General features: G+C 68.9%; 25 protein-coding genes. 14 read left to right on the top strand and 11 right to left on the bottom strand.

The window, feature by feature from the left end:
* Positions 1-2: 2 nt before the first annotated feature.
* The 4 genes from guaB to Strain318_RS11440 form a co-directional block, all read right to left on the bottom strand.
* Positions 3-1466 (bottom strand): IMP dehydrogenase, encoded by a 1464-nt coding sequence (guaB, locus tag Strain318_RS11425; protein WP_367885826.1) that lies wholly within the window; start codon positions 1464-1466, stop codon positions 3-5.
* A 203-nt stretch (positions 1467-1669) separates the two neighbouring features.
* Positions 1670-2029, bottom strand: a complete 360-nt coding sequence (locus tag Strain318_RS11430; RefSeq protein ID WP_367885827.1) for a hypothetical protein — start codon at positions 2027-2029, stop codon at positions 1670-1672.
* A 32-nt stretch (positions 2030-2061) separates the two neighbouring features.
* Positions 2062-2970: a hypothetical protein gene (locus tag Strain318_RS11435; RefSeq protein WP_367885828.1), complete on the bottom strand. Its 909-nt coding sequence runs from the start codon at positions 2968-2970 to the stop codon at positions 2062-2064.
* 88 nt (positions 2971-3058) lie between these two features.
* Positions 3059-4099: an SH3 domain-containing protein gene (locus tag Strain318_RS11440; protein WP_367885829.1), complete on the bottom strand. Its 1041-nt coding sequence runs from the start codon at positions 4097-4099 to the stop codon at positions 3059-3061.
* A gap of 148 nt (positions 4100-4247) precedes the next feature.
* Here Strain318_RS11440 and gpmI point away from each other — a divergent pair, with 148 nt between their 5' ends.
* The 10 genes from gpmI (at position 4248) to Strain318_RS11490 (ending at position 13046) form a co-directional block, all read left to right on the top strand.
* Positions 4248-5798, top strand: a complete 1551-nt coding sequence (gene gpmI / locus Strain318_RS11445; RefSeq protein WP_367885830.1) for a 2,3-bisphosphoglycerate-independent phosphoglycerate mutase — start codon at positions 4248-4250, stop codon at positions 5796-5798.
* The gene (locus tag Strain318_RS11450; protein WP_367885831.1) at positions 5795-6496 is read left to right on the top strand and encodes a hypothetical protein; all 702 of its coding nucleotides are present in this window, start codon (positions 5795-5797) and stop codon (positions 6494-6496) included. Before gpmI ends, Strain318_RS11450 begins: the two co-directional genes overlap by 4 nt.
* A gap of 4 nt (positions 6497-6500) precedes the next feature.
* The gene (locus Strain318_RS11455; protein WP_367885832.1) at positions 6501-6920 is read left to right on the top strand and encodes a 6-pyruvoyl trahydropterin synthase family protein; all 420 of its coding nucleotides are present in this window, start codon (positions 6501-6503) and stop codon (positions 6918-6920) included.
* Positions 6917-7657, top strand: coding sequence for a formate dehydrogenase accessory sulfurtransferase FdhD (locus Strain318_RS11460; RefSeq protein WP_367885833.1), 741 nt, complete (start codon positions 6917-6919; stop codon positions 7655-7657). Before Strain318_RS11455 ends, Strain318_RS11460 begins: the two co-directional genes overlap by 4 nt.
* On the top strand, positions 7654-8313 hold the full coding sequence (locus Strain318_RS11465; RefSeq protein WP_367885834.1) for a molybdenum cofactor guanylyltransferase: 660 nt from the start codon (positions 7654-7656) through the stop codon (positions 8311-8313). The genes Strain318_RS11460 and Strain318_RS11465 overlap by 4 nt, the downstream gene beginning before the upstream one ends.
* Positions 8306-8845 (top strand): molybdopterin-guanine dinucleotide biosynthesis protein B, encoded by a 540-nt coding sequence (gene mobB / locus Strain318_RS11470; RefSeq protein ID WP_367885835.1) that lies wholly within the window; start codon positions 8306-8308, stop codon positions 8843-8845. Before Strain318_RS11465 ends, mobB begins: the two co-directional genes overlap by 8 nt.
* Complete coding sequence (gene dacB / locus Strain318_RS11475; protein WP_367885836.1) at positions 8842-10329, top strand: D-alanyl-D-alanine carboxypeptidase/D-alanyl-D-alanine endopeptidase; 1488 nt, start codon at positions 8842-8844, stop codon at positions 10327-10329. Before mobB ends, dacB begins: the two co-directional genes overlap by 4 nt.
* Positions 10329-11585, top strand: a complete 1257-nt coding sequence (locus tag Strain318_RS11480) for a molybdopterin molybdotransferase MoeA (RefSeq protein ID WP_367885837.1) — start codon at positions 10329-10331, stop codon at positions 11583-11585. Before dacB ends, Strain318_RS11480 begins: the two co-directional genes overlap by 1 nt.
* Complete coding sequence (locus tag Strain318_RS11485; protein ID WP_367885838.1) at positions 11582-12304, top strand: class I SAM-dependent methyltransferase; 723 nt, start codon at positions 11582-11584, stop codon at positions 12302-12304. Before Strain318_RS11480 ends, Strain318_RS11485 begins: the two co-directional genes overlap by 4 nt.
* Positions 12305-12560: 256 nt before the next feature.
* On the top strand, positions 12561-13046 hold the full coding sequence (locus Strain318_RS11490) for a DUF6265 family protein (RefSeq protein ID WP_367885839.1): 486 nt from the start codon (positions 12561-12563) through the stop codon (positions 13044-13046).
* Positions 13047-13080: 34 nt separating this feature from the next.
* Here the strand turns inward: Strain318_RS11490 and Strain318_RS11495 are convergent, their stop codons facing one another.
* A complete protein-coding gene (locus Strain318_RS11495) occupies positions 13081-13572 on the bottom strand; it encodes a methyltransferase family protein (RefSeq protein ID WP_367885840.1) in 492 nt (163 codons plus the stop codon).
* The gene (locus Strain318_RS11500) at positions 13572-15539 is read right to left on the bottom strand and encodes a (Fe-S)-binding protein (RefSeq protein WP_367885841.1); all 1968 of its coding nucleotides are present in this window, start codon (positions 15537-15539) and stop codon (positions 13572-13574) included. Before Strain318_RS11500 ends, Strain318_RS11495 begins: the two co-directional genes overlap by 1 nt.
* Positions 15540-15643: 104 nt before the next feature.
* Here Strain318_RS11500 and Strain318_RS11505 point away from each other — a divergent pair, with 104 nt between their 5' ends.
* Entirely contained in the window at positions 15644-17527 is a 1884-nt protein-coding gene (locus Strain318_RS11505; protein WP_367885842.1) for a serine/threonine-protein kinase, read from the top strand.
* Here Strain318_RS11505 and Strain318_RS11510 read toward each other — a convergent pair whose 3' ends face one another.
* The 3 genes from Strain318_RS11510 to Strain318_RS11520 are packed head-to-tail and all read right to left on the bottom strand — an operon-like array spanning position 17528 to position 20608.
* Entirely contained in the window at positions 17528-18505 is a 978-nt protein-coding gene (locus tag Strain318_RS11510) for an electron transfer flavoprotein subunit alpha/FixB family protein (protein ID WP_367885843.1), read from the bottom strand.
* Positions 18505-19257, bottom strand: coding sequence for an electron transfer flavoprotein subunit beta/FixA family protein (locus Strain318_RS11515; RefSeq protein WP_367885844.1), 753 nt, complete (start codon positions 19255-19257; stop codon positions 18505-18507). The genes Strain318_RS11510 and Strain318_RS11515 overlap by 1 nt, the downstream gene beginning before the upstream one ends.
* 40 nt (positions 19258-19297) lie before the next feature.
* Complete coding sequence (locus tag Strain318_RS11520) at positions 19298-20608, bottom strand: sterol desaturase family protein (protein WP_367885845.1); 1311 nt, start codon at positions 20606-20608, stop codon at positions 19298-19300.
* 25 nt (positions 20609-20633) lie between these two features.
* Here Strain318_RS11520 and Strain318_RS11525 point away from each other — a divergent pair, with 25 nt between their 5' ends.
* Positions 20634-21440, top strand: coding sequence for an SDR family NAD(P)-dependent oxidoreductase (locus Strain318_RS11525; RefSeq protein WP_367885846.1), 807 nt, complete (start codon positions 20634-20636; stop codon positions 21438-21440).
* 22 nt (positions 21441-21462) lie between these two features.
* Here the strand turns inward: Strain318_RS11525 and Strain318_RS11530 are convergent, their stop codons facing one another.
* Positions 21463-22539, bottom strand: a complete 1077-nt coding sequence (locus Strain318_RS11530) for a hypothetical protein (RefSeq protein ID WP_367885847.1) — start codon at positions 22537-22539, stop codon at positions 21463-21465.
* A gap of 149 nt (positions 22540-22688) precedes the next feature.
* On the opposite strand from Strain318_RS11530, the gene Strain318_RS11535 reads away from it, so the two are divergent.
* The gene (locus Strain318_RS11535) at positions 22689-23075 is read left to right on the top strand and encodes a hypothetical protein (protein ID WP_367885848.1); all 387 of its coding nucleotides are present in this window, start codon (positions 22689-22691) and stop codon (positions 23073-23075) included.
* A 35-nt stretch (positions 23076-23110) separates the two neighbouring features.
* Entirely contained in the window at positions 23111-24808 is a 1698-nt protein-coding gene (locus Strain318_RS11540) for a serine hydrolase domain-containing protein (protein WP_367885849.1), read from the top strand.
* 12 nt (positions 24809-24820) lie between these two features.
* Here the strand turns inward: Strain318_RS11540 and Strain318_RS11545 are convergent, their stop codons facing one another.
* On the bottom strand, positions 24821-26056 hold the full coding sequence (locus Strain318_RS11545) for an acyl-CoA dehydrogenase family protein (RefSeq protein WP_367885850.1): 1236 nt from the start codon (positions 26054-26056) through the stop codon (positions 24821-24823).
* Positions 26057-26085: the final 29 nt, after the last annotated feature.

Consider the following 26085-nt stretch of genomic DNA (forward strand, 5'->3'; position numbering starts at 1 on the left):
GGTTACACCGAGTAGTTAGGCGCTTCGCGCGTGATGGTGACGTCATGCGGGTGCGACTCGCGCAGCCCCGCCGGAGTGATGCGCACGAACTCCGCCTGGGTGCGGAGCTCGTCGATCGTGCGGCAGCCGGAGTAGCCCATCCCGCTGCGCAGCCCACCGACCATCTGGTACAGCACTTCGCCGACAGGGCCCTTGTAGGGCACGCGGCCCTCGATGCCCTCGGGCACGAACTTCTTGGCGGACATCTCGCCGTCCTGGAAGTAGCGATCGGCGCTGCCGTCCTGCATGGCGGAGAGCGAGCCCATGCCGCGGATCATCTTGAAGCGGCGGCCTTCGGCGAGAATGCTCTCGCCCGGGGACTCCTCGGTGCCGGCGAGCATGGAGCCCATCATCACGGTGTGCGCACCCGCGGCGATGGCCTTCACGATGTCGCCCGAGTACTTGATGCCGCCGTCGGCGATGACGGGGATGTCGCCGGCGCCGGCGCAGGCGTCGAAGATCGCCGTGAGCTGCGGCACGCCGATGCCGGTGACGACGCGCGTCGTGCAGATGGACCCGGGGCCCACGCCGACCTTGATGCCGTCCACGCCGCGCTCGATCAGCGCCTTGGCCGCGGCTTCGGTGGCGATGTTGCCCGCGACGAGTTGGATCTGGGGAAAGGTCTCGCGGACCTTGGCCGTGGCGTCGAGCACGCCCTGCGAGTGGCCGTGCGCGGTGTCGACGATGAGCGCGTCGACGCCCGCGTCGATGAGCGCCTTGGCGCGCTGCAGGTAGTCGCCGCCGGCACCGATCGCCGCCGCGACCAGCAGACGGCCCTCGCCGTCCTTGGCCGCGTTCGGATACTGGCGGCGCTTGTGGATGTCCTTCACCGTGATGAGGCCGACGAGCTTCCCGTCCTTCTCGACGACGGGCAGCTTCTCGATGCGATGCTTGCCCATGATCTGCTCGGCTTCGTCGAGCGAAGTGCCGACGGGCGCCGTGATCAGGCCGTCCTTGGTCATCGCCTCGCTGAGCGGGCGGTCGAGCTGGCGCTCGAACTGCAGGTCGCGGTTGGTGATGATGCCGACGAGCTTGCCCGCGCCGTCCACCACGGGCACGCCACTGATGCGGAAGCGCGCCATGAGGCCGACGGCTTCGCGGAGCGTGGCGCTGGGCTGCAGCGTGATCGGGTTGCGGATCATGCCGCTCTCGGACCGCTTCACGCGGTCCACTTCGGCCGCCTGGCGGTCGATCGCCATGTTCTTGTGCAGCACGCCGATGCCGCCGGCGCGGGCCATGGCGATGGCCATCTCGGACTCGGTGACCGTGTCCATCGCCGCCGACACCAGCGGCACCTGGAGCGTGATGCCGCGCGTGAAGCGCGTGGCGGTCGTGACGTCCTTGGGGTGGACGAGGGAGTGCCGCGGGACGAGCAGTACGTCGTCGAAGGTCAGCGCGGCGTCGGTGCGGACACGCGTGGGAGCCATAGCGAAAGGTAATCGAAGGCTATGGCTTGGCTCCACCCTGGGAGAGGGGAGACGGGGGTACGGGCGGGGGTGGGAGAGGGGATGGGGGAGAGGTTGGGACCGACGTCTCACGACCCCTCACATCTGCCCCCCGTCTCTCACATTAGCGTATCACCCTCTCCGCCCGTGTCCCCGTCTTTCGCGCCGTGCCCCCGGTTGTTGGGCTACGGTTTGTTCTCCGTCGGGGGCACGACGGACTCAGTCGGCGGCTTCGCCGCCGTCGTCTTCCCCGAGCCGACGATATCGCTGGCGACGCTGGCTCCCGCCGCCGCGACGCCGGACAGCACGTTCATCGCCTTGCTCATGAAGCCCATCGCCTCGGCGACCGTGCTGGCCGAGAGGTTGCCCGCGCGCAGGGTGTCTTCGACGCCCTCGGCGAAGCGCTGGAGCACGTTGGGCGGCGGGGCTTGGCGCTCGGCGTACTTCGACTCGACGAACTCGATGTAGTCGAGGACTTGGTAGAGTCGCTGCTCGGGCAGCGCCTCGAGACGGCGGAGAATCCGGTCGCGCAGGATATCGTGCATGCTGAATACTACGGGCGCGGTGGGCCCGTCGGTTACTGGACGCCCCAGCGGGCGCGCTCCCCACGGGCGTCGACATGCACGAAGGGGCCCGCCGCGCCGGTCGCGCGGTACACGCCGATGCCGCCGATCAGGTCCGGATACGCGGCCTCGACGGCCAGCACGATGCGGACGAGATACCGCGCATCGTTGAGGTCCACGCGGCCGTCCCGATTCAGGTCGTCCATGCGGCCGTCGCCGTTGGCGTCGACGATGACGTCAGCGGCGTCCCCGTATTGATGCCGCGAGTCGGGGGCGCTGGCGGTGCGCGCGTTCCGCAGGGTGACAGACGGCGTGCGGAAGCCGGACAGCACCTTCAAGCGCGGCGCGACGTGCCCGGAGTCCCGGAGGGCCGCGAGAATGAGCTCGAGCTTGTCGACGAGGCGCAGGTCGAGCACGAGGGCCCGGGGCCAGACATCCCGCTGGTCGCGCAGCGAGGCGAAGTCGCCGAGCGTCAAGTGTGAGGACACCGGCAGGGACAGCATCTCGGGAGTCAGCGCAATGAACCCCTGCGGCACGCCCCACTCGCGGTGCCGGCTGTTGCGGCGCTCTCCAGGGAACCGGCCCACCGCGTACGCGCCGACGCGACCGTCCTGCTTCTCGGCGAAGGGGATCAGTTCAATGAAATGGAACAGTCCCCCGGTGCCGCTGTCGGCCATGGACCACAGGGCTGGCATGCGCGGCTGGCGAGGGTCGGCGTCGGATCCGAGGTCTGTTGCCTCGGAATCCGAGGCCGCGGGAAGCAGGACGGCCGCGCGCAACTGGCCGCTGCGGCCCCGCAGCGAATCCGGCACGCTGGGTTCTGACGGGGCCACGCGCTTGGCTGGCCGCGAGGCCATCGCGCCCGATGCCGTCGAGACAGCAATCAGGACGGCGAGGAGGATAGGCCGGGGAAAGAAACGCACCGGCTCAAGGTAAACTTGTCTGCTCGCACGGCGGGAGTGCAGAAACTAGACAGCGAGCAGAAAATCACGCACTAACCGATAGGTCAATTCAGGGTTGTGCGATGGATACTAGCTCGAGAATCGGAGCCCCAGTCGGATTCGAGCGACCCGTTCTTACCCGAGCGGTCAGGATGACATTCGCGAGTGTAGGTATGGCTCGCGCCTCGTTCATAAGTGACGGTGGCACCGTCACATAGATCGTGGCGTCCTCTCCCGCTGGACCGATCGCGAGCAGGAAGGGCTCGTTCGGGCGCATGTCGCGACGCAATGGGTCGGCTGTCTGCATACCAACAACCTGCACGCGCCAGCGCACCAGTTTACCACGGTGGCCCTCGGGATCGGCGCGCAGGTCCGCCGCGCTCAGGGTAGCGCCAAACGAGGTGTCAGCCGGAACGAAGTACGACTCAGGGACCCAGCCGTCTATCCGGACTCGTACCCACCCTCGGTCCCGAGCCTGGGGAGACACGACGACGCCGCTGTCCAGCATCGCCAGTACCTGACCGTTCGGTCCAACTCGCAATGGGACCTCTCGGTCAGTCCGGAGGGACCCGGCGGCACCGGAGGCTGGCGCGGTCTCGACCTGCGCTGTGGTCGGCTGCCCAGCGGCCGCGGGCTGCTGGGTGGTCGCCGTCGCTTGTGGCTCCGATGCCGCCGCCGCTCGAGCGGCCGGCGGACGCGGAGCCGGGGTCGGCGTAGCCGGGCGGGTCGCCGTCTGGACGGAAATCGCGGCGCTCGGAACCCACACCTCACGCTTGATCCGTGCCCAGGTGTCTCGGCGCTGGAGGATGGTCATGCCAGCCCCGGCGCGGAAAGAACCCAGAATCCGGCCATCGAGTGACGGCTGCTCGCGGATGCGCAGGTTGGCCGACCCGCCGATCGTCACCGGAAACGAGTCGCGCCCGGCGCCGAAGCGCGACGCGTCCACCCAAGCTTCGATCGTGACAGCGGTAAAGCCCCCGCGCGTCGCCCCGGTGGCCCACGTGGTCCCGGCGCGCAGCTGCCCGACCACGGTGCCGTTGGGTGCAGACCGCACGTCGGTGTCGGCCGAGATGCGGCCTTGCTGGGCGCCGAGCGGCGCGGCGATCAGCAAGAACAGAGCGAAACGGGAGAGGCGGCGCAGTGGGCCCATCGCTGGTAGGGGGGCGAGAGCGAGAATAGATTGCGCGAGCGGTCGTGCCGTCGTTCTCGCGCGTCGCAGAACCGAAGCTATCACCACTTACTGGCACGGGCCAACCCTCATGGCATCTCGGGTAGACCGCCCCGTTGTGCTCGTCGTACTCGACGGCTGGGGCTACCGCGAGTCAACCGTCGGCAACGCAGTCGCGCAGGCGCGCACCCCCACCTGGGACCGCCTGTGGGCGCGCGCGCCGCGGACGCTGCTGGACGCCAGCGGGCTCGCCGTGGGATTGCCCGAGGGCCAGATGGGCAACTCTGAAGTCGGGCATCTCAACCTCGGCGCCGGCCGCGTGGTGATGCAGGACCTCGTGCGCATCGGCGAGTCCATCCGGAGCGGTGCGTTCTACCAGATCGACGCCTTCCGCCACGCCTGCGCGCAGGTGCGCGCCTCCGGCGGGACGCTGCACCTGCTCGGCCTGGTCGGCGATGGCGGCGTGCACGGACACGACGACCATCTGCTCGCACTCGTCGAGCTCGCGACGCGCGAGCGCGTGCCGCGCGTCGCGCTGCACCTCCTGCTCGACGGCCGCGACACCCTCCCGCAGAGCGCGCTGGGCTACGTGCGCAGCCTGTTGGCGAAGACGGCCGGGCGCGCCGTGGTCGCCAGCATCGGCGGGCGATACTTCGGCATGGACCGCGACCAGCGCTGGCCGCGCACGCAGAAGTGCTACGATGCGGCCGTCCGCGGCGTGGGCCCCAGCACGCAGGACCCCATCGCGTTCATCACCGGCAACTACGAGCGCGGGGTCACCGATGAGTTTATGGAACCGGCCGTTGTCCATGACAACGGCCGGCCCGTGGCGGCTATGCGCGACGGCGATGCGGTGATCACGTGGAACTTCCGCTCCGACCGCATGCGGCAGATCGTGCGCGCCATGGCGCTCAAGGAGTTCGACGGCTTCGACGTCGACGACCGCCCGCGCCTGCACGTCGCGACGATGACGCAATACGACCAGACCTTCGGCCTGCCGGTGGCCTTCGAGCCGTTCTCGATGGCGAAGATCGTCGCCGAGGTGCTCGAGGACGTGGGCATGGGCACCCTGCGCACGGCGGAAACCGAGAAGTATCCGCACGTGACCTACTTCTTCAACGGCGGCAACGAAGTCCCGTACGCCGGCGAGGAGCGCATCCTGGTCCCCAGCCAGAAGGTCGCGACCTACGACCTGATGCCGGAAATGAGCGCGCCGGGTATCACCGACGTGCTGTGCAAGGCCATCGAGACAAAGTCGCATGAGTTCACGCTGTGCAACTACGCCAACGGCGACATGGTGGGCCACAGCGGCAACTTCGCGGCGACGGTGCGCGCCTGCGAGGTCGTCGACGAGCAGCTGGCGCGCATCGTGGCCTCGGCGCAGAAGGCGGGCGCACGGCTGCTCATCACGGCCGATCACGGCAACTGCGAGATGATGATCGATCCCGAAACGGGTGGGCCGCACACCGCCCACACGACCAACCCCGTTCCCTTCCTCATCGTCGAGAATGGCGACGCGGTGCCCTTGCGCAGCGGTGGAGCGCTGTGCGACGTGGGGCCCACCGTGCTGTCCATGCTCGGCGTCGAGCGGCCGTCGGAAATGACCGGCCGCGACCTGCGACTCATCGGAGTCCCCGCGTGACCCTGTCTTGCCGTCTGCTTGCGACGCTGCTCGTCGCCGCTGCCCTGCCCCTGCGCGCCCAGGTCGTCGGACACCTTCCGACGGAGAGCCCGTTCACCGACGCGTTCGGCCGGCACATCTGGTCCGGCTACGTCGGCTACCTCACGAGCGTCGACGATCCCGCGGGCGTCGGGCCGAAGGGCAGCGTGCTCGCGGCCGTCACCTACGACTATGACTTCCCGAGCGCGTTCTACCTGACGACGCGCATCGGCGTCGCGCCGTCCGCCGAGCGCGCGGTGCTCGACCCGCTGTTCGACGGGCCGCAGCGCAACGCCGGCACCCGTCGTGAGCCGCTGATCGTGATGGACATCGGCCTGGGTGCCTCGCTCACCGGCGAGAAGGCTTGGCGCGGCATCTCACCGCGCGTCGTCGGCAGCGTGGGCTACATCGGCGCGACGAATCCGGACTACGACATCGGCCAGTACCGCTTCGGCTCCAAGTTCACGCTGTCCACGGGCCTCAACATCCGTGGCGTGACCGGCAAGCGCTGGGAGTGGCGCGCGGACCTCACACGCAGCTTCTTCCGCATGAGCTATCCGGCGCTCTACCGCGGCGGCCGCGCGACGACGGGCGACCCGATCATCTCGGGCGGACCGAGCAACCCGTGGACGGGACAGACCTTCGTCGCGATCGGCATCGCGCGCGTCTGGGGCTACTGAACCGATGCGCGCCACCCTCACCCGCCGCGTCACTTTCTCGGCCGCGCACCGCTACCGCCGCCCCGAGTGGACGGACGCGCAGAACGCGGCGGCCTTCGGGCCCTGCGCCCATCCGAACTGGCACGGCCACACCTACAACGTGGACGTGACGATCGGCGGGGAGATCGATCCGCAGACGGGCTTCTGCGCCGACCTCTTCGCACTCGACACCGCGCTCAAGCGCGAAGTCTTCGACAAGCTCGACCATCGCAACCTCGTGCTCGACGTGCCGGAATTCGCCGAGGGCAAGGCGATTCCGTCGAGCGAGAACCTCGCGGTGTGGGTGGCCGAGAAGATGCAGGCAGCGTTGGGCAGCGGCTCGAAGGTGATGCGCGTGCGAGTCTCAGAGGCGCCCGGACTCTGGGCCGAGGTCGAGCCGGGATGACGCGATTGCCGGACGGCGCGCCCCGCTTGGACGCGGTGGACGAGGTTCCCGTCTGGCTCGAGGTGAATGGCGAGCCGGCTGTCACGTGGATGTGCACACCCGAGCAGTTGCCGGAGCTCGTCGTCGGCTGGTGCTTCGGCGAAGGCTACATCGACAGCAAGGCGGACCTGCTCTCGATGCGGCCCTGCGCGAAGGAGCCAGGCTTCTGGGTGACGGTGCCCGAGGAGCGATACCAAACCGTGGAAGGCCAGGAGCGCCGCCGCGTGCTGGCCTCAGGCTGCGGCGCGGTGACGACGATCCTCGGATCGCTCTCCAGCGTGCCGCGCCGCACGACGCGTCCCGCGCTGCCAGACCTCGCGCAGACGCGCGCCCTCTTCAAGGAGCTCTTCGCGCGCGGCGAACGCTACCAGGAGACGGGCGGCATCCACGCCGCGGCGCTGACGGATGGGCACACGCTGCTCGCGCACGCCGAGGACATCGGCCGGCACAACGCCGTCGACAAGGTGCTCGGGGCTCGAATCCTCGGGGGCGACCGGCCGGACGACCTGATCCTGCTCGTCACGGGCCGCATCTCTGGCGAGCTCGCGTTCAAGGCAGCGCGCGCGCGAATCGCCGTGGTGGCGACACCGAGTGTACCGAGCACGATCGCGGTGGAGATTGCCCAAGCGGCGGGCATGGTGCTCATTGGCCGCGCCGTCTCGGGCCAGCCGCAGGTGTGGCAGGGGCCGGCAGCGTGAGCTGCACCGGCGTGATCCTCGCGGGCGGGGCGGCCTCGCGCTTCGGTGGCTTGCCGAAGGGACTGGAGCGCGTGGATGGGCGGCGGATCATTGACCGTGTCGCCGCGGCGTTGCGTGAGGTGTCCGACGACCTGCTCCTGATTGCGAACGCGGCCGAGGCATCGACCTGGCTTCCGGGCGTGCGCACGGCAGCCGATGTGCGTCCGGGCCTCGGTGCGCTCGGTGGCTTGCATGCCGCGCTCGCGCAGGCCGGGACCGACGTGCTGCTCGTGGCGTGGGACATGCCCTTTGTCTCGGCGGCGCTGCTCGGCGAGCTCCGGCGCATCGGAGACGGCGGTCCGGATGAGAGCCGCCACGAGCTCCAGTTGGTGGACACGCCAGATGTGGTGATTCCCGAGAGCGATGGCTCGCGGCGCGGCGTGGAGCCGCTGTGCGCCTGGTACTCGCAGCGCTGCCTCGGTGCGGTGGGGCGCACGCTCGATGCCGGCGACCTGCGGGTCATCGGGTTCCACGAGCAGGTGCGCGTGCAACGGCTTCCGGTGGTACGCGTGCGGGACTTCGGCGACCCGGCACGGCTGTTCTCGAACGTGAATACGCGCGACGAGCTCGCGGCACTGGAAGATGCCGCAGCAGCGCTTGGGCGCACGCATGGCTGACGCGGCGCGCCGGCTCCCTCCGATGCTCGGCATCGTCGGCCGCAAGCATGCCGGCAAGACGACGCTCGTGGTGCGCCTCAGCGCGGAGCTGACGCGTCGTGGACATCGCGTGATGACGCTCAAGCACGGCACGCACACGTTCAACATCGATCCGAGCACCACAGATACCTACCGGCACTACCACGAGGGCGGCGCCGAGCGCGTGGCGATGGTGTCGCCGGACAAGTTCGCGTTGATCGAGCGCTGGGCGGAGGAGCGCAGCCCCGAGGACATCGTCGCGGCGCACCTGGCGGACGCGGACGTGGTGCTCTGCGAGGGATTCAAGCGGCATCCGATGCCGAAGGTGGAGATTCACCGGCGCGCGGCGCATGCAACGGCGCTCTGGCCCAGCGAGGCGGCGCATCCCGGGGCATGGCGCGCGTTCGTGACGGACGATGTTCCGACGGGCTTCGCCGGCGCCGTGTTCGCGCTGCAGGACGCCGAGTGGCTCGCGCGGCTTGCCGATTGGGTGGAACGCGAGGTGATGCGATGAGGCGACTCGCAACGCTCGCGCTTCTCCTCGCGTGCACGGGATCGCTGCGGGCACAGGCGACTCCGGCGCCGGTCGTGAACCCCACGCGCGTCGGGCTCGCGGCCTTCGCGGACTCGCTGCTCGACGCGCCGATGTTCCGCAGCGCGCAGTGGGGCGTGTTGATCGTCGACCCCACCCGCGGCGACACGCTGTACTCACGCAACGCCGGCAAGCTGTTCGTCCCCGCGTCGAACACGAAGCTCGTGACCGCCGCGGTGACGCTCGCCCAACTGGGCTCCGACTACCGCTACACGACACGCGTGCTGGGGCGCCCGCCGCGTGCGGGCACCATTGCGGGCGATCTCGTGGTGGTCGGCAGCGGCGACCCCACGGTGTCGGATTCCATCAGCGGCAACGCGATGCTGCCGTTGCTGGCCCTTGCGGACTCGCTGCACGCGCGCGGCGTACGGCGCATCACGGGCGCGTTGGCGTCAGGAGCGAACGCGTTTCCCGGCGACACCCTCGGGCTCGGCTGGGCCTGGGACGACCTCGACGACGGCTATGCCGCGCCCGTGGATGAACTGCTGTTCAACGAGGGATTCGCCCGCGTGACCGTGGTCGGCGGCGCGCGACCGGGCGCCCCGGTCAGCGTGCGTACCGCACCGGCGGCGACGCTGCCGCAACTGGGCCGCATCGACGTCGTCACGGAACGCAATTGCTGCATGCTGCGCTCGCGCGTGACGGCAGCCTACGACCTGCGAGGCCCGCGTCCGCTCCTGACGCTCGCGGGCACAGTACGGGCGGGCGACTCCGTGACGGTGGCCGTGGCGCTGCGTGCGCCGAACACGGCATTCCTCGAAGCCTTCCACGAAGCGTTGCGCGGGCGCGGCATCGAGGTCGTGGGCGGCGTGCGTGCCGACAGCCTGGCTGACACGACGGGACTCGTGACGCTGGCAACGCGCGTGTCGCCACCGTTGCCGAGTGTCATCACGGCGTTCCAGAAACCCTCGCAGAACCAGATCGGCGAGATCCTGTTGCGGACCTTGGGACGCGAGAAGACCGGCGTCGGGACCGCCGACAGCGGCCTTGCCGTCGTGCGCCGGCAGCTCGCGGCATGGGGCATCGACTCGTCACTCGCCGTGCTCCGCGACGGATCGGGCCTCTCACGGCACAACTTCCTCGCGCCTGAGGCGATCGTGCGGCTGCTCGACCTGATGCGGCAGCGGCCGGACTTCGACGTCTACTATCAAGCGTTGCCCGTCGCGGGCGTGGATGGCACGATTCGCGAGCGGACGCGAGGCACCTTGGCGGCCGCGAACGCGCGCGCCAAGACCGGCACGCTCGACAAGGCACGCGCGCTCTCGGGCTACGTGACGACGGCGGACGGCCAAGTCCTGCTGTTCTCGATGATCGCCAACAACCACACCGTCCCGACGCGTGAGGTGGAGCGGGTGCAGGATGCCCTCCTTGCCTGGCTCGCCGGCATGTCGTTCCGACTCCGCTGATGCTGTCCGTTCCGGATGCCGCCGCGCGCATCGTCGCCGCCGTTGCTCCCCTGCCCGTTGCGCCGGCGCGGCTTGAGGAGGCTGTCGGCTGTGTACTTGCCGCCGACGTCGTATCGCCCATCACGCTGCCGCGCTGGGACAACTCGGCGATGGACGGCTACGCCCTGCACGGCGCGGATGTCGTAGGCGCCACGGCGTCGGACCCGCGACACTTGCCCGTCATCGGCAGCGTGGCGGCAGGCGCGCCCGTGCCGGCGGCGTTGCCGCGCGGCGCGGCGATGCAGATCATGACCGGAGCGTTCATGCCGCCGGGCGCCGATACGGTGATCCGCGTCGAGGACACGGACGGCGGCACGGCGCAGGTCGCGATCCACAAGGACCGCGACATCGGCAAGAACATCCGCCGCGCGGGGGAGGATGTGCGCGAAGGGCAGGTCGCGATCCCCGCCGGCACGGGCATCGGCGCCGCGCAGATCGGCGTGCTCGCCAGCATCGGCTTCGCCACCGTGCCCGTGCACCGCCGTCCGCGCGTGGCCATCCTCGGCTCCGGCGACGAGCTCGTGGAGCTCGAGGGGTTCGCCGAGGTGCTCGCCGGGCGGCGGATCGTCAGCAGCAACCGTTACACGCTCGAGGCCTTGGTGCGGCTGAATGGCGGTGTGCCGATGGCACTGGGGCACGCGCCGGATTCGCTCGACGCGGTGCGCGCGTTACTGCAGCGCGCGGTGGACGCGCAGCCCGATTTGATCGTGACGAGCGCCGGCGTGTCGGTGGGCGAGCACGACCACACGCGCACGGCGATCGAGTCGATGGGCACGGCGCTGGACTTCTGGCGCGTGCGCATGCGTCCGGGCGCACCGATCGGCTTCGGGCGCGTCGCGGGCGTGCCGTGGATCGGGCTGCCCGGAAATCCGGTGAGCGCCATGGTTACGTTCGAGCTTTTCGTGCGGCCGACGATTCGGCGGATGCTCGGCCACACGCAGGTGCATCGGCGACCGGTGCCCGTGGTGCTCGACGAAGCGGTGAGCATCGGCGCGAAGCTCACGCACTTCTACCGCGCCGTGGTCGCGCCCGGCGACGACGGACGCCTCCACGCGCGCCTCACCGGGCCGCAGGGGTCGGGCATCCTCACGTCGATGTCGTTGGCGAATGCGTTGTTGATCGTGCCGGAGGACGCGAGCACGGTACCGGCTGGCGAGACGCTGCATGCCTTGCTGCTCGGTGAGGACGCAGCGCTGAGCGAGCGTTTCGCGCTGTGACGCTTCCGGCGGACGTCCCGGCCGAGCTCGCGCGGCGCTACGTGCTGACCACTCAGGCGGTGGCGCTGCCGGACTTCACGGTGACGCTGCTCAAGCCGCGCAACGCCGATGACCTGATCTCCGAGGCCGACTACGTGCGCGACGAGCGGCTGCCTTATTGGGCGGATCTCTGGCCGTCGTCGGAGGTATTGGCGACCTATCTGCTCTCGCCGGAGCTCTGGCTCCGAGGCGTGCCCCACGCGGCCCGGGAGTCGGTGGAGGGCGCGCGACCGGCGGCCATCGAGCTCGGCTGCGGGCTCGGCCTTCCAACCGTCGCCGCGCTGCAGCGGGGCTTTGACGTCCTCGCGACCGACTACTACGAGGATGCGCTGCCGTTCGCCATCTACAACGCGGAGCACAACGTCGGGCGGCGGCCGGAGACCCTGATGGTGGACTGGACGGCGATGCCGCACGACCTCGGCACGTTCGCGTTGGTGCTGGCGGCGGACGTGCTGTACGAGATGCGCTATGCGCCCATTCTCGCCGACGCGGTGGTGAAGGTCCTCGCACCGGATGGCGTGTTCCTGCTGGCGGACCAGGGGCGCATCGCGCTATCGTCGTTCCTCGAGGAGGCCACGGCGCGCGGCCTCGAGTGGCACGCCGCGCTGCGTCAGGAGCCTCCGCCGGGCGTGGCCAAGCCGAGCATCACGATCTACGAACTGCGCTGGAGGTCCGCGTGACCGAGAAGGTGGTGGCAACCATCGCCGCGATCGTCATCGTCGCCGTGGCCGCGTACGTGATGCGGCGCGCAGGGAATGCGCTGCGCGACCAGATCAAGGGCGGTCGCAAGTAGCGGCCGGCGCGCGGCGTCCCGCCGCCCGATCGGCTCGTCCCCCGGACGGTGCGACTGGACCGCATTGCGGACGACGTCCGTGCCCAAGCGCTGCAGATTCGAGCATCTCCGCGCGTCATCCCTTCCCGCTTCCGGTGCTTCCGATGTCCATCCGTGCGATTGCGCTGCTCCTCCTCGTGGCGTCGACGCCGCTCGCCGCGCAGACCGCTGCGCCTTCTCACGACGTGTCCCGCGCCGGATGGGTCAGCGGCTGCTGGGAGCTGCGCGCGGGTGCCCGCGTGACGCAGGAGCAGTGGATGGCGCCGTCCGGCGGAGTGATGCTCGGGATGAGCCGGACAACCGTGCGCGACACCGTGCGCGAGTGGGAGCACCTGTACCTGGGCCCCACCGGCGGGCGCGTCGCCTACGTCGCGAAACCATCTGGCCAGGCGGAAACCGCATTCCCCGCGGTGCAGCTCAGCGATTCGATGCTGGTCTTTGAAAACCCTGCGCATGACTTCCCGCAGCGGATCGTCTATCGCCGTCGTGGCAGCGACTCGCTGATTGCGCGCATCGAGGGGCCGCGCGGCGGGCAGATGCGAGGCATCGACTTCCCGTACGCACGCGTCGCCTGCGGCGGCGGGCGCTGAGCTCTCCCGATGGCGCTGGCCGCGGCGCTGGCGGCTACAGCCAGCGCCGCGCTTGCGTCAGGTAGCGTTCGTACTCGGCGCCGAACTTGCGGAAGAGGTAGCTCTCCTCGCGCGCGATGACCCAGCTGTTGGTCGCGGCAATCGCCGGCACCGTCATGAGCAGCACGGCGAGCTTGTCGCTCCACAGCCCGATCCCCACCTGGAACAGCGCGAAGCCGAGGTAGATCGGATTGCGCGTGAGCGCATACGGACCATCGCTCACGATGGCGGTGGTCGGCTTCCACGGGCGCACATCGGTGCGATGGCGCTTCAGCGCGAACCAGGCCCAGGCAATGAGCGCGAGTGCGAGACCCACGAAGATCATCCCGAGCCCGCCCCAGCGGTCGGGGCGGGCTGGCATCGGCTTGATCCAATCCACGACCAGGCCGATGAGCATCGCCCACACGAAAATGAACGGCGGCTTGATCGGCAGATCCGGATGATCCGGCGGCAACTCGATCAGCGAGGGCGTCGCGGGCTCAGACATCAGACCAGCTGCTGCGCCACGACCTCGGCGATGTCGTACACCGGCACCTCGGCGCCCTGCGCCTTCACGCCGTCCGCCATCATCGTCATGCAGAAGGGGCAGGCCACGGCCACCGCATCGGCCTTCGTCGCCAGTGCCTCTTCCGCGCGCTCCACGTTGATGCGCTTGCCGACCTTCTCTTCCATCCACATGCGCCCGCCACCGGCGCCGCAGCAGAGGCCCTTGTCCTTGCTCCGCGGCATCTCGACGAGGTTCACGACCGGCAGCGCGCGCCTCAAGGTCTCGCGCGGGGCGTCGTACACGTCGTTGTAACGGCCGAGGTAGCAGGAATCGTGGTAGGTGAAGGTGCGCACGGGACCGTGCAGCTCCTCGCGGATCGGCACGCGGCCTTCGGCCATGAGATGCTCGATGTACGTGGAGTGATGGATCACCTCGTACTCGCCACCGAACTGCGGATACTCATTGCCGAGCTGGTGGAAGCAGTGCGGACAGGCCGTGACGACCGTCTTCACGCCGTACTTGCCCAGCGTTTCGACGTTGTCCTTGGCAAGCATCTGGTAGAGATACTCGTTGCCCATGCGGCGGGCCGGATCGCCGTTGCACTTCTCCTCTTGCCCGAGGATCGCAAACTTGACGCCCGACGCCTTGAGGATCTGCGCGAAGGCGACGGTGGTCTTCTTCGCGCGATCGTCGAAGCTGCCCATGCAGCCGACCCAGTACAGCACTTCCGGCGATTCCCCACGCTCGGCCATCTCGGCCATCGTCGGGATCTCCATGCCCTCCGCCCACTTGCCGCGATCGCCCGGATCGAAGGCCCAGGGGGAGCCGCTGGTCTCCAACGACTCGAAGGCCGGCATCATCTCCTCGGGGAAGCGCGACTCGGCGAGCACGAGGTTGCGGCGCAACTCGTTGATGACGCTGAGCTGGTCGATGGAAACCGGGCATTCGTAGACGCAGGCGCGGCAGGAGGTGCAGGCCCAGAGTTCTTCGTCGGTGATGTAGCCGCCGAGCAGCGGCTTCTCGAGCAGCGCGGCGGGGGCATCGGCGCGGAGCGTCGCGAAACCACCGTCGGCACCGGGCTCCATCCACGGCATCTTGGCTTCGAGCCGCTCGCGCACGTTGATCATGATCTTGCGCGGGCTGAGCAGCTTGCCCGTGGTGTTGGCGGGGCACACGCTCGTGCAGCGACCGCACTCCGTGCACGCGAAGCCATCGAGCAGCGACTTCCAGCTCAGGTGCTCGACGTCGGACGCCCCGAACTGCTCGGCATCGCGGCCCTCGAAGTCCAGGGCGCGCATCGTGCCGACGGTGCCTGGGCCGCTGGTGTTCGACAGGAACGTATTCGGCAGCGAGACGACGACGTGCAGGTGCTTGGAGTACGGCAGGTAGTTCAGGAAGCCGAGCACGAGCAGCGCGTGCGACCACCAGAACACCGAGTGGGCCAGCGACGGGCTCGGCGCGAAGTCTGCGCCGAACATCGTGATCATCAGCGCGCCGATCCAGCTCAGGATGAGGAGCGGGTCGTTGGGATGCGTCTCGGCGCCTTCGAGGCGCGGCACACGGCGCGTCAGCCGGCGCCAGAGGGCCATGGAGACCATCAGCAGGACGATCGCCGCGAAGCCTTCCTGGCTCAGGCGGTACAGGCGGTAGGCCGGCTCCGGCAGGAAGCGATCGTAGCCGAAGCCCGGGAACACGCCCTCGATGAGGAACTCGGTGGTCGAGGCGCCGAGGACCAGGAAGCCCCAGAAGATCAGGGCGTGCATCGGTCCCGCGATGGAGTCGCGGAAGATCTTCTCCTGGAAGATGCCGATGCGCAGGAAGTTGCCGACGCGGGTCGGGATCTGCGTCCATCGGACGTCGTCGAGGCGACCGAGGCGGAGGTAGCCGATCAGGCGCTGGACGTTGTAGCTGAAGAAGCCCAGCGAGAGGACGATGATGCCGAGGAAGAAGCCGTTGACGGGGGGCATGGTCGAAAAGCTAGCCCGTGCCGACGGGGCGCACCACGCCCTAGGCAGATTGCGAGTTGACCCTCCGGACGTTTTCTTAGCGCGTCCCCTTCCCCCGAGCGCGCGTGACGGTCGGACAGCGTCCAAGTCCTGAGTTCCTGGCGTTGCAGGCGGCGGTGACCGGCCGCTATGTGCTTGACCGCGAGATCGGGCGCGGGGGGATGGGCGTGGTGTTCCTGGCGCGGGATGTGGCGCTGGAGCGGGTGGTGGCCGTGAAGTTGTTGCCGCCGCATCTGGCCAGCGACCCAACAATGCGCGAGCGATTCCTCCGCGAGGCGCGGACGGCGGCTGGTCTGTCGCACCCGAACATCGTGCCCATCCATGCCGTCGAGGCGCATGACGACCTCGTGTTCTTCGCGATGGGGTTCATCGAAGGAGAGACACTCGCCGAACGCGTCACTCGCCTCGGCCCGCTTGCGCCCCAGGATGCCGTGCGCATGATGCGTGACGTGGCGTGGGCGCTCGCATACGCGCACGAGCGCGGCGTCGTCCATCGCGACATCAAGCCGGAGAATATCTTGCTCGAGCATGCCAGCGGGCGGGCACTGGTCACGGACTTCGGCATCGCGCGCCAGGCGACATCCGCCGCGCTCACGGACGACGGAGCACTCGTCGGCACGCTGTACTACATGAGCCCAGAGCAGGCAGGCGGAGAAGCTGTCGATGCGCGCGGCGACCTCTGGTCACTCGGCGCGACCGCCTACTTTGCGCTCTCGGGGAGGTCGCCGGTCGCAGCGCCATCGCTGCCCGCCGTGCTGACGAAGCTGTTGAGCGAGGACGTTCCCAGCATCTCCCTCGTACGACCCGGGGTGCCGGGTGCGCTGGCCGACGTCGTATCGGCATGCTTGCAGCGCGACCGGGCGCATCGGCCCGCTGGCGCCACCCAGGTCGCCAACACGCTTCGCGCGCTGGAGCAGCGAGCACCCGCCGTGCGTCCAGAAGTTCGCGGATATCTGCGGGACCTCGCGCAGGCGAAGGTGTTCTTGGTCGCCGGCCTTGCGACGGGCGCGCTGGGAGTTGTGGCCTCGGAGGCTGGCATCCTAGAGCGTGACTTCGCGCTTCCGGTGGTTGTGGTGGGCGCTGTGCTTCTGACCCTCTTCGGCGTCGGCGTGTGGGGAAGCACGGCCGTGCTGTGGCGCGAGGGGCTCCGCGCGGACGAGATTGTCCGCGGCATCACGGCAGAGATCCTCGAGTTCAACGAGCGGGTGGACCGGCAGAGCACCGATCTCGCCCTGCAGCGCACGGCGCGCGTGGTCGGCGGGATGTTCGTTGTCCTCGGGGTGTTCATCGTGACGCTGACCGTGACGACGCTGGCCGTGCATCCGGTGCTCGGCTCCGTGTTCGGCGTGGTCGGCGCGCTGTATCTTGGCGTCGGCATTGGGCTCGTTCGGGCAGCGCGGCGACTGCCGCGCTGGGTTCGCGCCCTCGTGCGTCCCGGACGCGGCACGCAGGATTGGGTCCTCATTGGCGTGCGGTGGCTGTTGAGCCGCCCGTGGGTCGCCCGCAGGTTCAATCGCACGCCAGAGGAACCACCCGCGACGAGCGTGCCGACCGCCACCCTGCTCGCTCGGCGGGTCGCGGACCTCGTCCAGCACTTGCCGCCAGAGACGCGTGATCGGTTGGGCGGCCTCTTGCCGGTGGCGAACGAACTGGAGCGGTGCAACGCCGACATTCAGCGGAGACTAGGCGTGCTGAATCAAGCGATGGCGGAGCTGCCGGCGCCGTCACCGGCGCGCAGCGAGTTCGCGGCGGCCAAGGCCCGACTCGAGCAACGCCAGGCCGAGTGTGTGGCGGCGCTCGATGTCGTGCGGGTGGATCTCCTGCGGATCAGCGCAGGCTTGGCTGCGCCCGATGGCCTGACGGACGCAGTCTCGAAAGCACGCGAGCTCAGCGCCGCCATCGACGCTGAGCTCCACGGACAAGCCGAAGTGAAGAAGCTGCTCGGCTGACTACGCCTTCGCCTTCTTCACCGCTTCAGTGAGCACCGGCAGGATCGTCAGCACGTCCCCGACGATGCCATAGTCGGCAATCTTGAAGATCGGCGCGTCCTTGTCCTTGTTGATCGCGACGATCGTCTTCGAGGTGCGCATGCCGGCGAGGTGCTGGATCGCGCCCGAGATGCCGCAGGCCACGTAGAGGTCCGGCGACACCAAGCGGCCCGTCTGGCCGATCTGGTCCGAGTGCGGACGCCAGCCGTCGTCGGTCACGGCGCGCGTGGCACCGACGGCTGCGTTGCCGAAGGCGGCGGCAAGGTCCTCGACGAGCTTGAAGTTCGCCGCCTCCTTGAGCCCGCGACCGCCGGAGATGATGACCGGGGCTTCGCCGAGGTCGAGCTTCGCCGTGTTGCCCGCCGCCGTCTCGGTGACTTTCACGCGCGAGGCCGACGGATCGCCGCTGGGCGCCAGCGTCTCGACCGCGCCGGCCTTCGCGTTCTCCTTCGGCAGGAAGGCACCTGGCCGCACGCTGACCACGGCGGGATTCGCCGTGAGCGTCACGGTCTGGATGACCTTGCCCGTGTAGCCGGGGTGCGTGCAGGTGATGCCATTGCCGCTCACGGTGAGCGAGGTGACGTCGGAGGCCATCGGCACGCCAAGCTTGGCGGCGACGCGCGGAGCGACGTCCTTGCCCGTGGCGGAGGCCGCGAGCACGACGCCCGCATAGCCACCCTTCACCTTGTCGGCCAGCGTGGCGCTCACCGCTTCGGGATTGTTGTGCGTGAAGCCGGCGTGCTCGACGACGAACACGACGTCGGCGCCATGCGCACCGAGCGCGGCCGCGTGCTTGGAGATGCCGGCAGTGCCGAAGAGCACGGCGTGCACCTGGCCACCCTTGGCGTCGGCAATCACGCGGGCCGCGGCCACGGCTTCGAGACCGGCGCGGCGCAGCTCACCACCGCGCGTCTCGGCGAATGCAAGAATGTTCGACATTAGAGAACCTTCGCCTCTTCCTTGAGGAGACGGACGAGCTCGGGCACCGCATCCGGGCCCTCGCCGATGATCTTGCCCGCCGCACGCTCCGGCGGCAGCGCCATCGCGTCGAGCGACAGGCGCTCGGCGGGCAGCTGCGCGGGCTTCACGTCCAGCGGCTTCTTCTTGGCGGCCATGATGCCCTTGAGCGACGGGTACCGCGGGCGGGCGATGCCTTCGTCGATGGTCACGACGGCCGGCAGGGCGCATTCGACCAGCTCGTAGGCGCCTTCGAGCTCACGGCGCATCTTCGCCGTGCGGCCGTCGAACTCCAGCTTGGAGATGGCCGTCACGCAGGGCAGGCCGAGCAGCTCGGCCACGATGGCGCCAGTGGCGCCGTGTGCGGTGTCGATGCTCATGCGGCCGAACATGACGAGGTCGTAGCCGCCGTCCTTCAGCTCGGCGGCCAGCGCCGTCGCGACGGCGTAGGAATCCACTGACGTGCCGTCGTACTTGAGCTGTACCGCGCGGTGGGCGCCCATGGACATCGCCTTGCGCAGGGTTTCCTGCACGACGTCACCGCCGAGGGAGATGACGGTCACCTCGCCGGCGTTGAGCTTCTCGGTGATCTGGATGGCGGCTTCCACGGCGTAGCCGTCGAAGTCGGACATGTCGAACTTGAGCCCCGTTTCGTCCACGGACTTGCCGGAGGGGGCGATCTTGAATTTCACGTCCATGTCGGGGACGCGCTTGAGGCAGACTGCGATCTTCACTTGGAATCCTCGTGAGGGACCCCGAAAGTTAATCGCCCACCTACATCAACGGTGCTAGTTCGGTGGCCGTCAGGTGACCGCGGTACCGGGCCAGCACGGCGAGCGAAAGCAGCGCCACACCGAGTCCCGCCCAGGCGAGAGCGCCCAGTCCAAGACCGGTCCAGAGCAGATACCCGCTCCCCAACGCGACCGTGATCTGTCGCGCCGTCTCCAGCGTCCCGGCCCAGCGGGCGCTCTCGAAGATCCCGCCCACCCCAGCCAGCGCCACGGCAATGAAGAACGCCGCGATGCCGCTCACCCACAGCGGCAGCGCCTCGGCCTTGCCGAGCAGCACGAAGGCCGCGAGCAGGGCAATCGTGAACTGCGTAAACGCATACCACGCCAGCGGCGCCGGCACCGGCGGATCGTACTTCACGAACGTGTCGGCGCTCACTTCCTGCGGGCGCTCTATCGCTCCGAGCTCCGGCGGTCGCCAGCCCGGCCGCCCGAACACGATGCGCAGCTTGTCGCGCCAGCGCTCGGCCCGCCATGCGTCCTTGGCGATCTGCACGAAGACGTGGACGTTGGCCCACAGCGGATTCCAGCTCTTGAGCGGCTTCGTGATGCCGTAGACGGGTTCCTCTTCCTCGACCTGGAACGTGCCGAACCAGCGATCGAAGACGATGAACACGCCGGCGTAGTTCTTGTCCTGATACTTGGGATTCACGCCATGGTGCACGCGGTGGTGCGACGGCGTGTTGAGGACGTACTCGCCGAGCGGCGAGAGCCTGCCCACGGCCCGCGTGTGGATCCAGAACTGGTAGATCAGGTTGAGCGCGTTACAGGCCACGAACATCCGCCACGGCACACCCATGAACGCCAGCGGCATGTAGAACACCCAGCTCATCAGGCCATGCAGCGCGCTCTGCCGCAGCGCGACAGGCAGGTTGTATTCCTCGCTGGAGTGGTGCACCACGTGCCCCGCCCAGAGGATGTTGATCTCGTGCGCGTAGCGGTGGCTCCAGTAGTAGCAGAAGTCCACCAGGACGAACACGGCGCTCCAGCTGAGTAGGGCGGCAACGTCCACGCCCAACCACGGAAACCCCGCCACGGCGAGAAACGGCGCGCGCTCCGGCCACGCAGGCATCGCCGGCAGCCAATGCTGCACCGCCCAGCGGTCCGCCACCCAGATGAAGATCCCGATCGTGAACAGCTTGGTGAAGATCCCCGCCAGTTGACTCAGGATGCCGCAGCTCAAGTCACTGAGGGAGTCGTTCATCCGCATCACGCGCCGGCCCGTGGCCTTGCTCCACAGGAGCTCGGCCGCAATCAGCAGGAAGAACAGGGGGATCGACGCCTTGATGATGCCCATCGCCCGAGAATGATAGATTAGGCCCGTGACCAATACCAATCAGGCATTCTCCCGGCCGCTGGCCTGCGTCACCGGCGCTTCCGCCGGACTCGGCCGCGAGTTCGCGGCGCAGCTCGCGCAGCGCGGCTTCGACCTCCTGCTCGTCGCGCGCGATCTCGATCGCCTCACGGCGCTCGCTGACGAGCTCTCGCTCCAGCACGGCATCTCCGCCGAACCGTACCAGTGCGACCTTTCGCGCGACGAACCCATGCGCGCGCTGGCCGAGCGCCTGAGCAAGGAAGAGCGCCTGATGGTCCTCGTGAACAACGCCGGCTTCGGCACCAAGGGCAAGCTGGCCACGCGCCCGGTCGGCGAGCAGGCGACGATGCTCGAGTTGCACGTGATGGCGCCGATGCTGCTCACGCGGGCGGTCGTCCCCAAGATGATCGAGCGCCGCGAGGGCTTCGTGATCACCGTCGCGTCGGTGGCGAGCTTTACGGCCAGCATGGGCAACGTGAACTACTGCGCCACGAAGGCCTACCAGCGTGTGTTCATGGAAGGCCTGGCGATGGAACTCTACGGCACGGGCGTGAAGGTGCAGGCGCTCTGCCCGGGGTTCACGCACACGGAGTTCCACGACCGCATGAAGATCGACAAGACCAAGGGCATCCCGAGTTGGGCCTGGCTCAATGCGGACCGCGTGGTGCGGGAGTCACTGGAGAACGCGTTCGGCGGCGGGCCGACGGTGGTGATCCCCGGCAAGCGCTACAAGGCAGTGGTGTTCGCGCTGCGGCACATGCCGATGTGGCTGCGCGGGATGATGCAGGAGCGGTACGGGCGGGCGCGGGTGTAGGTGTGCCGCACCCGACGCCGGCCTACCACGCGCAGCGGGGCGCCCCTTCCCGCCAGCCGCGCGGCGGCGCAAGCCCGACGTACATCCCGCAGGTGAAGCCAGTCGCCGACACCACACCAGCGCCACGCCAGGCGCGGCCGTCCGCATCGATGATCTGCAGTCGCATCCCCGGCGGCATCTCCAGCGACAGCGAGTCTGCACGCGCGGTGTAGCGCCCGGCGGTCGCGTAGTGCATCTCCTGCGCGACCACGGCGTTACGCATCGAAGACATGAGCGTGCCGCGCTCCGACGAGTCGATCGGCGCCGCGCCGGCGCGAGCGCGCGAGGGCACGACGTCGGCCGGCCGCGCGAAACGATACACCACCACGCGCTCGAGCCCGATCGAATCGGCCAACAGCCCGACCACGCGATCGGCGCGGAATTGCATCGGCCGGTAGTTCGCTGGCAGCGTGATGCGCCCCTGCGCCTCGCGTCCCGCGTAGGCCATCCACTCACGCAGCGCGGCATCGCGGTTCACCCAGAGCAGGGCCGTCTCGTCGAGGAATCCGAGCTTCATCGCCGGCATGGAGTCCGCCAGCGCGCGCAGCAGGGACGGGGCCCACTCGGGGACCAACCCCTCGCCGAGCACGATGACGCCCGCGTGCGCCCACGCGGCGTCGCCGAGCGAGTCCGGCAGCACCGTGATCTCGGCGCGAGCGACGTGGACCTGGGACCACCGGGACTGTGACGGATCCCAGACCGCCACAGCGTCGTCGGCCAGCCGCGCGAGCGAGATCTGCCCGGCGAACTCGCCGGGCCCGCGCCCCTTACGCCCGCGCCTGCCGAGCGGCGCCCCGGTCGAATCGAACAGGAGCACCGCCGACGCGCCCGCGTCGGCGACGGCCAACGTCCCATTCGGCAGCAGGCGTACGTCCGAGACCCTGCCGAACATCGCGCTGTCGCTGTCCTCGGTGTCTCCCACGGCGAGCACAGGCGTGAGGTCGAGCTGCCAATCCGCCGGACCAGCCGCCGACCGATCGCTGCGACTGCAGGCGCAGGCCAGTGTGAGGAAAAGCGTTCCGACGAGCCGGAGGCAGCGAACGGATGAGGGCTGGCGCATGGGCGTAGTGTATGGGTTATCCAATACACTATGCCTGACCAGGCGAGCCCGCAAGACTCAGGGCTCTCCGCACGAAGCGCGGGCGATCCGCCTGACGGCGGCAGCGGGCCGCGCAGGCCATCGTGAGGCTGTCCCCTTCGGAGGAGCCCGTGACCTACCGTCGCCTCATCGCCACGTGGGCGGTCCTTGCCGTCGCGATGCCGCTGAACGGCGCGCTGCGCGAGTTCGGCTTCAAGCGTATCGTGTCGCAGGCGACGGCGGAGACGCTCAGCGTCGTGTCGGGCATCGCCGTCATCCTGCTCGTCACACGCCTGATGTTCCGCATTCCCGCGGCGACGCCGACGCGCCAGCTCGCGCTCTACTCGGTCATACTCGTCGCCCTCACGGTCGCGTACGAGTTCGGCATCGGCATCGCCGGTGGGCGGTCGTGGCCGGAGATGCTCGAGAACTACGCCCTCTGGAAGGGTAGGCTCTGGCCGCTGGTCCTCGCGGCGCTCGCGCTCACGCCCTTTCTCTGGCGGCCGGGCCGGTCCTGAGCGATACTCTCGGGACTTTTTCGGGAGACTGTTCCGTGATCCGCCTCGCGTCACTGCTGGTCCTTGCGGCCGCCCCCACCCTCTTGGCGGCGCAGGCAGCCGCCCCGGCGACCTTCGCGGCGGACCCGCGTGTGGATTCGATCTTCGCGGAGTTCACCTCCCCGGGCAGCCCCGGATGCGCGGTCGGGGCGTATCGCGACGACCGCCTCATCTACGCGCAGGGCTACGGCCTCGCCGACCTCGAGCGCAGCGTGCCGATCACGAGTCGCAGCGTGTTCGACATCGGCTCGACCAGCAAGCAGTTCGCCGCCACGGCGATCGTCCTGCTTGCGCAGGAGGGCAAGCTGTCGCTCGACGATGACGTGCGTCGCTTCATCCCCGAGCTCCCGGTCTACGAGCGGCCGATCACGATCCGCCAGATGCTGCACCACACCAGCGGCCTCCGGGACTACATCGGCCTGCTGGTCCTCTCCGGTCATCAGATCGACGACGTCACCACGCCCGAAGACGCGCTGCGGATCCTCAGCCGCCAGCGCGCGCTGAACTTCCTGCCGGGCGACGAGCATCTCTACAGCAACTCCGGCTACTTCCTCCTGTCCATCATCGTGCAGCGCGTGACCGGCAAGTCGCTGCGCGAGGAGGCGCAGGCGCGCATCTTCGAGCCGCTCGGGATGCGCAACACCGAATACCTTGGCAGCTACGACGACGTGATCGCGCAGCGGGCGCTGGCCTACGAGCCGCGAGGCGATGGCTATCGGCTCGACGTCTCGCGCTGGCTGCAGCTCGGCGACGGCGCCGTGTTCACCACGGTCGAGGACCTGTTGCTCTGGGACCGCAACTTCTACACGCCCACCGTCGGCGGCCGGGCGCTGCTCGACACGTTGCAGACGCGCGGCGTGCTCACCAACGGCGAGCGGATCAACTACGCGTTGGGGCTGATGCACGGTGAACTGCGTGGCGTGGCGACCGTACGCCACGGTGGCTCCTGGGGTGGATACCGTGCGGAGTTGCTGCGCCTGCCGAGCCTGCACTACGCCGTGGCCGTCCTCTGCAATCACGGCGGGAGCAATCCGAGCGCACTGGCCGATGCCGTCGCCGGCGTGCACCTGGGCAGTGCGCTGCGCGCCGAACCTGCGGCGGCGGCAGCCCCATCCGCGCGCCGCGCGAGCACACCCGGCCTGCGCGTGCCGAGCGCCACGCTACAGCGTTACGTCGGGACCTTCCGCGCGCCGGGCGCCACGATGCTCTTCACCTTCGTGCAGGACAGCACGGGCCTGCGACTGACCTCGCCGGGTCGCTATGGCCTCACGGCGCTGAGCACCACGCGGTTTCGCGTCGAGGGATTGCCGTTCGAGGTGAGCTTTGAATTCCACGCGGCACCCGGCTCGGGGCCCATCAACGCCGCAACGCTCCGGGAACCAAACAGTCCCGAACAGACGATCCAGCGGATCAGCATCGTCACGCCAAGCGCGGCAGAACTCGCGGCCTACACGGGCACCTTCGAGAGCGACGAACTCGATGGTCGCTGGCAGGTATGGGCGGATAGCGCTGGGCTGCGCGTCCAACATCCCGGGGCCGCCGCGATGCGGATGCGTGCCCTTACCAAGGACGAGTTCTCGGGCGGCGGACTCACCATCCGCTTCCAACGCAACGAGGGCGGCACCGTCATCGGTGCCGCCCTCGATCAGGGTCGCGCGAAGAACATCGGACTCCGGCGCGTCAGCAGCCCGTAGCGCCGCGGCCGCTCAGCCCCCGAACGCGTTCATCCCCGTCACGGCCTGCCCGAGGATGAGCGAATGGATGTCGTGGGTGCCCTCGTAGGTATACACGCTCTCGAGGTTGGCCATGTGCCGCATCGACGCATACTCGGCGACGATGCCGTTCCCGCCCAACAGACGCCGCGCTTCGCGCGCGATGTCGGTGGCGATGTTCACGTTGTTGCGCTTGGCGAACGACACCTGCTGCGGCGTGAAGGTGCCCGCGTCCTTCATGCGACCGAGGTGCAGTGACACCAGCTGGCCCTTCACGATTTCCGTGAGCATGTCCGCCAGACGCACCTGCTGGATCTGGAAGCCGCCGATCGGGCGCCCGAACATCACGCGCTCCTTCGAGTAGGCCAGCGCCTCCTCGTAGCAGGCGATGGCGGCACCCAGCGCCCCCCAGGAGATGCCGTAGCGCGCCTGGGTGAGGCACATCAGCGGGCTCTTGAGGCCGCCGCTCTTCGGCAGGATCGCATCGGCCGGCAGATGCACGTTGTCGAACACGAGCTCGCTGGTGTCGGACGCGCGCAGCGAGAGCTTGCCCTTCTGCCCGTTGGCCTTGAAGCCCTTGGTGCTGGTCGGAACGATGAAGCCGCGGATGCTCTTGCCCGAGTCATCGTTGTCTTCGGTCTTCGCCCAGACGATCGCGACCTGCGCGGTCGAGCCGTTCGTGATCCACATCTTCGCGCCGTTCAGGATCCACGAGCCGTCCTTCTGCTCCTTGGCGCGCGTGATCATGCCGGCGGGGTTCGAGCCGTAGTCGGGCTCGGTGAGGCCGAAGCAGCCGATGATCTCGCCCTTCGCCATCTTCGGCAGGTAGTGCTTCTTCTGCTCCTCGCTGCCGAAGGCATAGATCGGGTACATCACCAGCGAGCCCTGCACCGAGGCGAACGAGCGGATGCCCGAGTCGCCGCGCTCCAGCTCCTGGTTGATGAGCCCGTACATGACGTTGCTCAGCCCCGCGCAGCCGTACTCCTCCGGCAGGTTCGCGCCGAGGTAGCCGTTCGCGCCCATCTCGGCGATCAGCTCCTTCGGGAAGCGACCGTCCACGTAGCACTGCCCGATGATCGGCAGGACCTTCTCGTCGACGAAGGCGCGGACGGAGTCGCGGACGGCGCGCTCCTCTTCGGTCAGCGCGGCGTCGATGTTGAAGAGGTCGCCCTCGCGCGGCTTGAGCTGCGGCGAGGCGAGAAACGACTGGGTATCGAGATCGGAGGCCATCGGGTCGTGGGGAAAGAGACCCTGTAATC

It is taken from the genome of Pseudogemmatithrix spongiicola (assembly GCF_030623445.1).
GTDB classification, from domain to species: Bacteria; Gemmatimonadota; Gemmatimonadetes; order Gemmatimonadales; family Gemmatimonadaceae; genus Pseudogemmatithrix; species Pseudogemmatithrix spongiicola.